Source organism: Priestia sp. JV24, assembly GCF_025910025.1.
In the GTDB taxonomy this organism is placed as follows: Bacteria; Bacillota; Bacilli; order Bacillales; family Bacillaceae_H; genus Priestia; species Priestia megaterium.
The window spans coordinates 222,988-235,557 of the sequence record NZ_JAPCIN010000010.1; the positions used below are offsets into that span (position 1 = coordinate 222,988).

The 12,570-nt window shown below is 38.0% G+C and carries 11 protein-coding genes and 1 riboswitch; of the genes, 8 read left to right on the forward strand and 3 right to left on the reverse strand.

The genetic code is table 11. The features are described from left to right. Nucleotides 1–45 precede the first annotated feature (45 nt). Nucleotides 46–1,353, reverse strand: a complete 1,308-nt coding sequence (locus tag OK414_RS04000; protein WP_047933653.1) for a homocysteine synthase — start codon at nt 1,351–1,353, stop codon at nt 46–48. A 344-nt stretch (nt 1,354–1,697) separates the two neighbouring features. Here OK414_RS04000 and OK414_RS04005 point away from each other — a divergent pair, with 344 nt between their 5' ends. From OK414_RS04005 to OK414_RS04020, 4 genes are read left to right on the forward strand one after another with little or no spacing between them, the layout of a single operon-like run. Continuing rightward, nucleotides 1,698–2,384, forward strand: coding sequence for a Yip1 family protein (locus OK414_RS04005; RefSeq protein WP_034654215.1), 687 nt, complete (start codon nt 1,698–1,700; stop codon nt 2,382–2,384). Beyond that, entirely contained in the window at nt 2,385–3,515 is a 1,131-nt protein-coding gene (locus OK414_RS04010) for an efflux RND transporter periplasmic adaptor subunit (RefSeq protein WP_263045694.1), read from the forward strand. After that, nucleotides 3,512–4,201 carry an ABC transporter ATP-binding protein gene (locus OK414_RS04015; RefSeq protein ID WP_013081850.1) on the forward strand — a complete coding sequence of 230 codons (690 nt, stop codon included), beginning with the start codon at nt 3,512–3,514 and terminating at the stop codon, nt 4,199–4,201. The genes OK414_RS04010 and OK414_RS04015 overlap by 4 nt, the downstream gene beginning before the upstream one ends. After that, nucleotides 4,198–5,394: an ABC transporter permease gene (locus OK414_RS04020; protein ID WP_016763129.1), complete on the forward strand. Its 1,197-nt coding sequence runs from the start codon at nt 4,198–4,200 to the stop codon at nt 5,392–5,394. Before OK414_RS04015 ends, OK414_RS04020 begins: the two co-directional genes overlap by 4 nt. A gap of 69 nt (nt 5,395–5,463) precedes the next feature. On the opposite strand, the gene OK414_RS04025 is transcribed toward OK414_RS04020, so the two are convergent. Continuing rightward, nucleotides 5,464–6,450 carry a S8 family peptidase gene (locus OK414_RS04025; RefSeq protein WP_080743195.1) on the reverse strand — a complete coding sequence of 329 codons (987 nt, stop codon included), beginning with the start codon at nt 6,448–6,450 and terminating at the stop codon, nt 5,464–5,466. A gap of 353 nt (nt 6,451–6,803) precedes the next feature. On the opposite strand from OK414_RS04025, the gene folP reads away from it, so the two are divergent. Further along, the gene (gene folP / locus OK414_RS04030; protein ID WP_016763130.1) at nt 6,804–7,652 is read left to right on the forward strand and encodes a dihydropteroate synthase; all 849 of its coding nucleotides are present in this window, start codon (nt 6,804–6,806) and stop codon (nt 7,650–7,652) included. Nucleotides 7,653–7,903: 251 nt separating this feature from the next. Next, nucleotides 7,904–8,098 (forward strand): hypothetical protein, encoded by a 195-nt coding sequence (locus tag OK414_RS04035; RefSeq protein WP_013055532.1) that lies wholly within the window; start codon nt 7,904–7,906, stop codon nt 8,096–8,098. A 26-nt stretch (nt 8,099–8,124) separates the two neighbouring features. Here the strand turns inward: OK414_RS04035 and OK414_RS04040 are convergent, their stop codons facing one another. Continuing rightward, nucleotides 8,125–8,994, reverse strand: coding sequence for a DUF4097 domain-containing protein (locus OK414_RS04040; protein WP_034654199.1), 870 nt, complete (start codon nt 8,992–8,994; stop codon nt 8,125–8,127). Between the two features lie 387 nt (nt 8,995–9,381). Continuing rightward, nucleotides 9,382–9,483, forward strand: a riboswitch (purine riboswitch). 138 nt (nt 9,484–9,621) lie between these two features. Between OK414_RS04040 and OK414_RS04045 the strand changes: the two genes are divergently transcribed. Together OK414_RS04045 and OK414_RS04050 are read left to right on the forward strand one after the other, a co-directional pair. Beyond that, complete coding sequence (locus OK414_RS04045) at nt 9,622–10,815, forward strand: NupC/NupG family nucleoside CNT transporter (RefSeq protein ID WP_013055534.1); 1,194 nt, start codon at nt 9,622–9,624, stop codon at nt 10,813–10,815. A 316-nt stretch (nt 10,816–11,131) separates the two neighbouring features. After that, on the forward strand, nt 11,132–12,568 hold the full coding sequence (locus OK414_RS04050; protein ID WP_013055535.1) for an amino acid permease: 1,437 nt from the start codon (nt 11,132–11,134) through the stop codon (nt 12,566–12,568). Nucleotides 12,569–12,570: the final 2 nt, after the last annotated feature.

Genomic DNA, 12,570 nt, shown 5'->3' on the forward strand with positions numbered 1-12,570 from the left:
AAAGTTATTGGATGATATAAAAAAAGCTGTGAAAAATCACAGCTTTTAAACAGTTGTATTCACTTTTTGGCTGGCTTTTAAGGCATAATCTAAATCTTCAAGAAGGTCGTCGATTGCTTCTGTTCCAACCGATAAACGAATAAGTTCTGGCGTCACACCCGAAGCTTTTTGTTCGTCTTTAGATAGCTGTTGATGAGTAGTGCTTGCCGGGTGAATAATGAGTGATTTAGAGTCGCCGATATTGGCTAAATGAGAAAATAACTGAACCGAATCAATTAACTTAGCCGCAGCGTTTTTTCCTCCCCTTACACCAAAGGTTAAAATTGCTCCTTGCCCTTTAGGCAAGTATTTTTGTGCCAAAGAATAGGAAGGGTGGGAAGGAAGCCCCGCATAATTTACCCATTGTACTAATTCATGCTGCTCTAAAAATTTTGCTACCTTTAATGCGTTTTCGCTGTGACGCTCTAATCGCAGGTGGAGTGTTTCTACCCCTTGAAGGAGTAAAAAGGAATTAAAAGGTGATAAAGCAGCTCCAATATCTCGTAAAAGCTGAACGCGCGCTTTTGTAATATAAGCAGCTTCACCGGCAGCTTCTGTGTATACAAGGCCATGGTAACTTGGATCTGGAGTTGTTAAGTCTGGAAATTTCCCGCTCGCTTCCCAATCAAATTTTCCACTGTCTACGATAACACCCCCAATTGCTGTTCCATGTCCTCCAAGAAACTTAGTAGCAGAATGAACGACAATATCTGCTCCGAAATCGATGGGACGAAGAAGGTAAGGGCTTGGAACCGTATTATCAATAATAAGAGGAATTCCATGCTCATGGGCAATGTCTGCAACTGCCTCGATGTCTAGCACATTTCCCTGCGGGTTTCCAACGGATTCAGCATAAATTGCCTTTGTTTTGGAAGTGATTGCATTTCTAAAATTTTCTGGATTATCAGCGTTTACAAATTTGACGGTAATGCCCAGTTTAGGAAGCGTAGACGAAAAGAGGTTATATGTTCCTCCATATAAACTGCTTGCTGATACAATTTCATCTCCTGCGGAAGCGATATTCAAAATGGAAAAGGTAGTAGCTGACTGACCCGAAGCTACTCCTAGAGCACCTACTCCGCCTTCTAACTCAGCAATTCGCTGTTCAAAAACGTCCGTAGTAGGGTTTACAATTCGAGTGTAGATGTAGCCTTGTTCACTTAAATTAAATAAAGATGCAGCATGCTCCGTATCTTTAAACCCAAATGAGCTTGTTTGATAAATAGGTACCGCACGCGAAAAAGTAGCCGGGTCAAGCTGTTGGCCAGAATGGATGGCTTGTGTTTCAGGACGAAATGGTTTCTTAGTAGACATTGAAACTCCTCCTTAAATATAAAACTTATAAAAAACATAGGAATAATAAACTTTAATCATAATATACGAATTCTATTGAATGATGTCAAATTATAATTTGAATATTTAGAAAATATAAATAAGATTAATACTGTCATTCAGCATTAAGATATCTCTTTAATTTCTAAAAATACCATAAAAAATATAAAATGTAATAAAAATGTAAATTAATTTGTATAATTATGTTAGAATATTAGGTGTTTGAGAGTTTCTTAGAAAGAGTCGATTTTGCTAGAAAACTTTAAAAAACAGCAAAAGACGGGTCTTAAGAGCTAATAACGAAACAATATAAAAGGAGTTTGATTATGAGCACAGAAGTTAACGTATCTTCGGAAGTCCAAGAGAAAGGAAAGCCCTCTATTTTTGGTTTTATTACGAGTCCAGTTGTACAGTTTGAGAAAATGAAAAGCAGCCCGGTCATTTGGGGACCTCTTTTACTTATCCTCATCTTAACAGCTGCAACAACGATTCTAGCCGTCTATACCCCTCAGGCAAAAGAAGCATTACAGCAGCAAAAAGAAGCTGGCATTGAAGTGAATTCAACATTTAGTATGATCGGCGGAACGGTTGGAGGAGTGATTGCAATAGTTGCTACACTGGCATTCACGAGTTTAATTTTGTTTTTAATTGCAAAGTTAGGGACTGGAAAAACAACTTACCGTCAAATGTTTAGCTTAAATTTGTTTGTTACGTTCATCACAGCAATCGGTCAGCTAATTAATACGGGAGTAGCTGCACTAGCACATACTTCAGCTAATGTGACTTCGTTAAATGGAATGGTTGATGCGAAAGGTGCTATGGGAGGAGTATTTACTTCCATTGAAATCTTTTCTATCTGGGGACTTATTCTGACAGCAGTAGGACTACAAAAAGTGGCAAATGTATCAAAAGCTGCTTCTATTATTACAGTGATTATTTTATTCATCTTAGGAGCCGCTATTTCAGGAGTTGGAGGAGCTGCTTCAGAAGCGCTTAAAGGAGCAGGATTGTAAATGAAAAAAGGAATAATTATTACAGCTGTAGCAGTTGTTATTGTGGCGGTTATTGGAATTAACGTATATCGTGCACAAAGTGTAAGTGGGAAAGCAATCAATGTTCACGTAGCAAATATAAAGGAAAAAAAGTTAAGAAATACAGTTATGGTTCCCGGTACGTTAAAGCTTGCTGATGAGCAATATGTCTATTTTGATGCTGAAAAAGGCGAGGTTGAACGATTTCGCGTAACAGAAGGATCTCGTGTCCAGCAGGGAACCTCTCTTGTAACATACGAAAGCGATACGCTTGATTTAGAGCAAGAACAAAATAAGCTAGAAAAAAAATCCAGTCAGCTGCAAATTGACTCAGTAAGCAAACAGCTTTCTAATTTAAATAAAAAACAAAAAGAATTGGAAAAAGAAATGAGTAAGCAAGAAGCGAGAGATCAAATCGATACAGAACGTACGCAGCTCAATCTCGATTTAGAAACGGCTAAAATTGATTTAGAACGAAACAAACTAGAAGCCAAATCAATTGCTAAAAAAGAACGTAATTTAGACGTAGCGAGTGATATTAATGGGACGGTGCTAGAAGTAGATAAAGAAGCGGTTAATAACACAAGTGACGTTCAAAAACCGCTTATACATATTGGTAATACCGATGAATACTTAGCTACTGGTGTGCTGTCTGAGTACGATGCATTAAAAATTAAAACCGGTCAAGCTGTCAAAATTACATCAGATGTGCTGCCTGATAAAGAATGGGCAGGGAGCGTTAAACAAATTGACTATCTACCTCAGCAGCAGGCATCAGCAGAAGCGGGCAATGATGGGGCTAATCAATATCCAGTTGAAGTAAAAGTAGATGACCAAGATATCACGATGATTAAGCCGGGATTTAAGCTGCTGCTTGAAATTGAAACAAGCAGTAAAAAAGCTTCATCACTGCCGATAAAAGCAGTTGTAAATGAAGACGGAGAAAAATATGTATATGTGGTGAAAGATAAAAAGGCGGTTCGTAAGGAAGTAAAGATTGGAGAAACAACAAATAAATTTAGTGAAATCAAAAGCGGCGTATCTTCTAAAGACAAAGTCATTACAAATCCTACAAAGAACTTAACTGACGGTGCGGAAGTGACTGTTCAATGATCGAGCTTGTGAATATTCATAAAAGTTATCATCTTGGCAAAGAGGAAGTGCCAATTTTAAAAGATATTAATTTGAAGATTTATGACGGTGAATTTGTTGCGATTATGGGACCTTCTGGCTCTGGTAAATCAACGCTAATGAACATTATCGGATGTTTAGACCGTTCGTCTTCAGGGTCCTATTTATTAAATGAACAAGAAATCTCCACTTATAGTGATGAGCAGCTTGCAAAAGTAAGAAATATTCATATCGGTTTTGTTTTTCAGCAATTTCAGCTGTTGCCGCGTTTAACAGCGGTAGAAAACGTAGAGCTTCCAATGGTATATGCCGGTGTAACGCGTAAGGAAAGACGAGCCAGAGCAGAAGCTGCGCTTGAAAAAGTAGGGCTGAGTGAGCGGATGAAACATTTACCGAGCGAGCTATCAGGAGGGCAAAAGCAGCGCGTTGCTATTGCTCGTTCTATTGTTAACAATCCGACGCTTATTTTAGCAGATGAACCAACAGGAGCTCTAGATACAAAAACAAGTGCTGATATTATGGAGCAATTTTCTCAGCTTAATGCAGATGGCACAACGGTTGTAGTCATTACCCATGAACCTGAAGTGGCAGAATACACATCGCGTACAGTTATCGTTCGTGACGGTAAAGTGCTAAGTCATAGCGATAAGGAGAACGATAGCTTATGAGTTTGATAGAAAATATTCGCATGGCTCTCTCTTCGGTTCTTGCTCATAAAATGCGCTCTATTTTAACGATGCTTGGTATTATCATTGGCGTAGCGGCTGTTATTATCGTTGTAGCCATTGGTCAGGGCGGAGAACAGATGATTAAGTCGGAAATAACAGGAGCAAGCAATACAGTTGATGTATACTATCAGCCTCCTGAAGACGAGATGCAAGCTGATGACCTTTCAATGACGGGTGAGCCTATCTTTACAGAGGATGATATTAAAGCTCTTTCGACTATTCCCGGAGTGAAGAATGTGGTGGCTTCTAGTTCAATGGGAATGGGGATAAGATATAGAGACAAGGAATCTGATACGACTGTTAATGCTATTAACGAAGGCTATATTGAAGTTAATCAGCTGGAAGTTTCAAAAGGAAGAATGTTAGACAGCTCTGACTTTTTATCAGGTAATCGAGTAGGTGTTATCACAAGCGATATGAAAAAAGAGCTATTTGATAAAAAAGAAGCCCTTGGACAAGTAGTATGGGTGCAAGGCCAGCCTATCAAAATTATTGGTGTCACAAAAAAGGCAACGGGCTTTTTAGCATTTGAAATACCAACCATTTATATTCCGAATAATACGTATAAATCAAGCTTCGGTAAGCTCGATTACACAAACCTTAGTGTTCAAGCAAAAAGCTCTGATCAACTAAAAAAAGTAGGGAATGACGCAACGGATTTGTTAAATAATTTGCATGATGCGGAAGACGCTTACCAAGTGCAGAACTTAGAAGAAATAGCAGATAGCATTGGAAATGTAACGCGGATTATGACAACGATTATTGGATCGATTGCAGGCATTTCCCTGCTTGTTGGCGGGATTGGCGTTATGAACATTATGCTGGTTTCTGTAACGGAACGTACAAGAGAAATTGGTATTCGTAAAGCGTTGGGAGCATCTAAAAGACAAATTCTAACTCAGTTTTTGATTGAATCCATTACCCTCACGTTAATTGGTGGTTTGCTTGGAATTGGCCTCGGCGCGGGCGGGGCAGCTCTTGTTTCATTATTTGCTGGCTGGCCGTCATTAATTTCGTGGCAAGTAGTACTTGGAGGAGTGTTGTTCTCCATGACGATTGGCATTGTATTCGGCATGCTTCCTGCAAACAAAGCGGCGAAGCTAGATCCAATCGAAGCATTAAGATATGAATAAAGACATGCGTTCGCATGTCTTTATTTTAATTTAACGAGAACCAAGAAGATTTCTCGTTTTTCTTATTTATTACTTACTAGGGTTGATACGGGCTACGTTAATAATATCATGTATTTTCTCTACCAAATCGAGCATGAGAAATCCGTTTCCTTCAGAGCTTTTTCGATATCCAAGAGGAAGGGTTCTTCTTACAAGCTGAGCATAGATTTCGGCTTCGATTAAAGAGCGGCCAAATTCCTTCTCACATAAGTTAATTAATAGAGCTAAAGCTCCTGCCACGTGGGGAGTTGCCATTGAAGTTCCTGAAAGAGTCGCGTACTTATTTTCCAAGTAAGTAGAGATAATGTTAACTCCCGGTGCGACTAGGTCCACTTCTTCATTTGCATTAGTAAAAGGGGCAAGATTTAAGCTGCTGTCCACTGCTCCTACTTGAATGACTTCGTTGTAACTTCCTGGATATGAATATTCAAGGGTTTCTTCGCGGTCGTCACCTTCATTTCCAGCCGCAACAACAACAGAAACATCTTTATTCACAGCATTTTGAACAGCTTCGTGCAGTTCTGGAACGTCTTGTGGTCCCCCGAGTGACATGGAAATAACTCGTGCTCGCTCATTGTTAGGACCGCGCCATTCGACGGCGTAGTTAATAGCGTCAATAATCCATTCGTAATTTCCCGATCCTTCACCGGTAAGTACTTTTAAGCTTAGAATTTTTGCTTTGGGTGCCACTCCTACTACCCCTTCATTATTGAGCGCAGCAGCAATGGTACCAGACACGTGAGTGCCGTGCCCATTATTATCTTCAAATACAGAAGAATCCCCGTCATAATCCGAAGTGAAGTTTCTTCCTCCGATAATACAATCTTTTAAGTCAGGATGATTTGTGTCAACACCAGTGTCGATAACTGCAATTACAATGCCTTCTCCTTGATTGCTTTGTTCCCAAATAGCAGGCGCTTGAATTAAGCTTACTCCTTTAGGCGTTTCGTTTGTTGAGTCGATAATCGACTCAATTGTATAAGGAATTAATTTGACTTGTAACGGTTGTTGAGTCATAGTCATCCTCCTTAAAATGAATTTCATAAAAACGGAAGTTGTTTAATTATAAATTCCCAACTATTGCTATAAATTAAACATTTTTCATGCGAATCCTTTCTTTTTAAATAAAAAGACTCACAAAAGATGTGAGAAGAGGAAAAAAGACCCTGAAGACAAGCCCGATAGAGATTTTTAATGTTATCTGTGTATTCACTTTTAATGTTTATCTCACACTATAGAAGAAAGAAACTCCAAGAAAAATCACATAGGACTGGTAACTTTTGATATAATTACGAACGGTATGACATTCTCAAAATACATGATATTTATAAATATACATCAATTTGCAAATTACGAAGGGGCTGAGGATAGTGTCAACTTTAACGTCTCAATCGGTCATTAAATGCGGAAAGTATGAACTGAATTATGCGGACCGTACGCTTATTATGGGAATTTTAAACGTAAACCCGGATTCATTTTCAGATGGCGGAAAATACTACGATGTAGATAAAGCGGTTGCTCATGCTGAGGAAATGGTGAGGCAAGGAGCAGACATCATTGATATAGGAGGAGAATCAACTCGTCCTGGTTATACAAGAATTAGTGATGAAGAAGAGATTAAACGGATTGTGCCCGTTATTTCTGAAGTGGCTAAGCGCGTAGAGGTGCCGATTTCTGTAGATACATACAAGTCGGAAGTGGCCAAGCATGCGCTAGAAGCAGGAGCACATATTATTAATGATATATGGGGCGCAAAGGCTGATCCCAAAATGGCTCAAGTTGCAGCTGACTATAATGTTCCTATTATTTTAATGCATAATCGCCATGAGCCCAATTATACAAATCTGATTACAGATATGATAAGTGATTTGGAAGAAAGCATATCAATTGCAAAAGCTGCAGGAGTTCGAGATGATCAAATTATTTTAGATCCAGGCGTTGGCTTTGGAAAAACGGCTGCGCATAATGTAGAAGCGATTCAGCATCTAGATCAGCTGACAAAGATGGGCTATCCTGTGCTGCTTGCTACTTCTCGTAAAGGATTTATTGGACAAATAGTCAATGCTCCTCCTACGGAAAGAATGGAAGGAACTGCAGCTACTGTATATGCAGGGATTGCACAAGGCGTTCAAATGGTTCGGGTTCATGACGTATTAGAAATCAAGCGCTTTGTAAAGATGGCAGATGTACTGGTAGGAAAACATACATTTCAGTTTTAATAATCATTAAAATGCCATTTCTATTAGGTGAAGATTCCCGAGCAGTGAAGCTCGGGAATTTTTTATGTATGTAAAGTGGCGGAGGAAAATAATGCACGATTGGATGGTTGATTTTACATAATTTAGCTTTATGATAGAAAGAGAAGATATAACGCTTTCATATTCTGATTAAATCGTGCTGCTTAAAATGAAATAAATAACATCTTGGTATTCAGTCTTATTCAATCACCGAAATATGGAGGAGAGAATGAATGAAACTAGCATTGCTTCTTGTCATTATTATCGGCGTTGCTGCCCTTGCAGGTACGATCAGTGCTGCAAAGAAAGTAGATGAAGATTACGGAAAATCTAAAAAGAAAAGTATAGTGAATTTATCTATTATTTACGGAGTCGTATTCATAGGATCAATCGTAGGAGTAGCGTGGTATATTGCAGTGAGACCATAAATAAAACGAACACTTCCGTGTTCGTTTTATTTTGATTTTAACGTTAATTCTCCGCTTGAAACAGCTGCATCAATAGGATATTTTCCATTTCCATGCTTTCCTTTTAATACATCTTCTGTTACGGTTGCATTGCTTAACTTAAAGTCATTGTTTATATCACCGCTGCTTACTTTTCCATTCACTTTAAAACCAGCGCTTTTCGGAAGAACCAGCACGGCATCTCCAGATCCTACATCTATAGAAACCGCTTCTTCTAGCTTTTTAAAATCCATATAGAGATCACCAGATCCAATGCGCGCCTGAAGTTTTCCTTTATAGTTTGTTCCTTTAATTTCCCCAGAGCCTACAGCAAATTTAGCTGTTTGGCTTTCAACATTACTCAGCTGTAAATCTCCAGAATTGACATCCGTACGAAGAGAGGTGCTCCTCAAGTTTGAAATACTTGCATTTCCAGAACCTACTTTAATCGAAACATCTTTCAGCTGAAGCGCTTGCTCAGGCTGTGTAGCAACTTGAAGGTCCCCAGAACCTACCGTAAGCGCAAGGTTGTGGTGATAATCTCTAGGAATGCAGATTGTCACTTTTGTATTTGAAAAAATAGAAAGCCATTGAAAAGGACTTTTTTGATAAGTGACGACTAGGGTATCTCCATTTTGCTTTACATCTACTTTTCCTTTACCTTCTACTTTTGTTTTAATATCTTGACGATCTTGCGGCACGACAGTTGTACTAATGCTGGGAGAGTCAATTTGAATATGCTGAATATCACTTGATAACGCCGCTTCAGACCTGGACGTCTTGAATGAACTTAACGACCAAGAGGAAGGTGCAAATGCAGTAGAAAAGAGGACTGCCGTACCACCTATCACTAAAATAAAAGCCAATATTTTTTTCACGTTATAACCCGCTTTCTACCTAAATTAAATTTGTTTTCTTCTACCATAAAGTGTAAATTGAAAAGCGTTTAATTTCAACGAACAGCAGGATTATTTTTTTCTACGTCTCAAGTCGTAAAAATGAAATCTTTTTTTGAGGAATTAAACGAAAAGCGAAGTAGATATTTAAGCATACTCATTAAAGAATCAATTTTTTTGTTTCAAAAATAGGAAAATAATTGGGTTGAAAGGACGATTAAATTCACTTTTTTTGTGTAATTTTCCGATGGGTAGTTCAAAAGAAGTGATAAATAAATAGAATTTTCATACCAATTTTATTATTCCGAAAAACTTTTAAAGTGTTGATTATTAAAAAAATAAAGGGTAGAATTTGTTCATATCAATTGAATACAGCTAAGATTACGATCTTGTATATTATCAGTAATATGGTCTGATAGTCTCTACCTAGTAACCGTAAAAAACTAGACTACAAGAAAGTTTGGATATAAGCAGCAAAAAGAAGAGCGTATTCTCATGAGTACAGTCTTCTTTCAAAGCTCTTACTTTTCATACTTTCTGTTATTGTCAGAATTTATGAAAAGTAAGAGCTTTTTTTGTTTTTCAAATACACACCTGGGAGTGGCTTGCATGTACTTTTTATTAAATTTATTAGGCGTTTTTGTCGTAATGGGTGTCGTCTTTTTATGTTCTCCTAAAAAGAAAGAGATAAAGTGGCGTCCAATTGCTTCACTGTTAGTCGTTGAAGTCCTCATTACTTGGTTTATGTTAGGAACTTCAATCGGAACATGGATTATTAATAAGATTGCTTCGTTCTTTACTTGGCTAATTTCCTGTGCTAACGATGGAATTGCTTTTGCGTTCCCATCTGTAATGGGAAATGAAACGGTTGACTTTTTCTTCAGTGCATTACTGCCTATCATCTTTGTCGTGACATTTTTTGATATTTTATCTTACTTTGGTATTTTAACGTGGATTATTGATAAAGTAGGCTGGGTCATTTCGAAAGTTTCTCGTTTGCCTAAATTAGAAAGCTTTTTCGCTATTCAAATGATGTTTTTAGGAAATACAGAAGCATTAGCGGTTATTCGTAATCAGCTTTCTGTGTTAAAAGACAACCGTTTGCTTACGTTTGGAATTATGAGTATGAGCAGTATTAGCGGATCTATTATCGGTGCTTATTTAACGATGGTTCCCGCTACGTACGTGTTTACAGCAATTCCACTGAACTGTTTAAACGCGCTTATTTTAGTGAGCTTATTGAATCCAGTTCATGTTACAAAAGAAGAAGATATGATTTACGTACCGCCAAAGTCGGAGAAAAAAGACTTTTTCTCTACCATTTCAAACAGTATGTTAGTCGGAATGAACATGGTTATTGTTATTTTAGCGATGGTTATTGGATATGTAGCTCTTACATCTGCGCTTAACGGTATTTTAGGCGTTATCGTAGACGGCTTGACTGTACAAAAGATTTTCTCTTATATCTTTAGTCCATTCGCATTTTTACTAGGGCTAACGGGACATGATGCAATGTACGTAGCTCAGCTGATGGGTATCAAGCTAGCAACAAATGAATTCGTGGCAATGATGGATTTGAAGAAAAATCTAGATACACTTCCACCGCATACGATTGCAGTTGCTACAACATTCTTAACATCTTTTGCTAACTTCAGTACGGTAGGTATGATTTATGGGACGTATAATTCTACGTTATCAGAAGGTAAATCAACGATTATTGGAAAAAACGTATGGAAACTGCTTGTGAGCGGTATCGCTGTTTCGTTATTAAGTGCTATGATTGTTGGATTGTTTGTTTGGTAAAAAGTGTGAAAAAGCTGTGCTTTCGTCTTCGAAAGCACAGCTTTTTTCTTGTTGCATCCTCTATTCATTTAAAGAAAAACGGTTATGAATATCAACAGTAAAAGAAAATCACACTATTCAAGAAAAATTCATTTTACTTTTGCAGAAAAACATTTTAAATCTAGTGAGCATTATGTTAAGATTACAAAAGGCTGTTTCATTTAAATTGAGAACACCGCATAAATATGTAAGTAAATATGCATAGAAAACAAAGGTTTATTAATTTTTTTCTAGGTAATATCTCGTAATAAATAGGTTGAAAGGAAATGTCGTTAATATGATAGAAGGACAACAGCAAACAAATGAATTAAAAAAGACGATGAAAAGCAGACATTTGTTTATGATTTCGCTCGGCGGGGTTATCGGTACAGGGTTCTTTTTAGGAACAGGATACACGATTAGCCAAGCAGGAGCGATTGGAGCTATCCTTTCGTTTATCGTAGGTGGCTTCATTATGTACTTAACAATGCTTTGCTTAGGGGAACTTGCAGTAGCAATGCCAGTTTCGGGTTCGTTTCAGACATATACAACAAAATTTATTGGCCCTGGTGTTGGTTTCGCTTTTGGATGGTTATATTGGTTGGGCTGGGCTGTAACGGTTGCATTAGAATTTTTGTCAGCAGGTCAGCTTATGCAAAGATGGTTTCCTGATTCTCCTGTATGGATCTGGTGTGCTATATTTGCCCTTTTATTATTCTCATTAAATGCACTGTCAGCTAAAGCGTTTGGTGAAGCGGAGTTTTGGTTTGCCAGCATTAAAGTGTTAGCTATTATTTTATTTATCGTGCTTGGTGGAGCTGCTATGTTTGGTTTTCTTCCACTAAGTAATGGAGACAGCGCACCGCTTTTCTCTAATTATACGGCTCATGGCGTGTTTCCTCACGGAATTAGTGCCGTGTTGATTACCATGATTACAGTTAACTTTTCATTCCAAGGCACGGAGCTTATTGGTGTAGCGGCTGGGGAAAGTGAAAACCCAGACAAGACTGTACCAAGAGCCATTAAACAAACGGTATGGAGAACGCTTGTATTTTTTGTACTAGCTGTAGCTGTCTTAGCGGGTATGATTCCGCTTGAAAAAGCAGGCGTAGTTGAGAGTCCATTTGTTGTTGTATTTGACCAAATTGGTATTCCATATGCAGCAGATATTATGAACTTTGTTATCCTAACGGCACTGTTATCTGTAGCTAACTCAGGTCTTTATGCAGCAACGCGTATGCTGTATTCATTGTCAAAAGATAACATGGCAAGTTCAGCTTTCATGAAAGTAAATAAACGCGGTGTGCCGATGAATGCCCTGCTTTTAACATTAGGCATTGCGCTTTTATCTTTACTTTCAGGATTCTTTGCTCAAGAAACAGTATTTGTATGGCTCATTTCTGCAGCGGGTTTAGGTGCACAAATCGGCTGGATTACGATTGCTGCATCACTGCTTGCATTTAGAAAAAGATATATAAATCAAGGAGGGCAAATCGAGGATTTAAAATTTAAAGTCCCTCTTTACCCGGTATTACCTTTAATCGCATTAGTATTAAATACAATCGTATTGGGAAGCATGGCATTTGATGCAGAACAGCGAATGGCGTTGTATGTCGGTATTCCACTAGCGCTGCTGTTTTATGCTTATTATCATGCACGTGTAAAAAAGAAAGTTGATTTATCTATCAGCCGTCAAGAAGTGCAGCTTAAAGACGACAAAAAAGTAATTTTATAAAA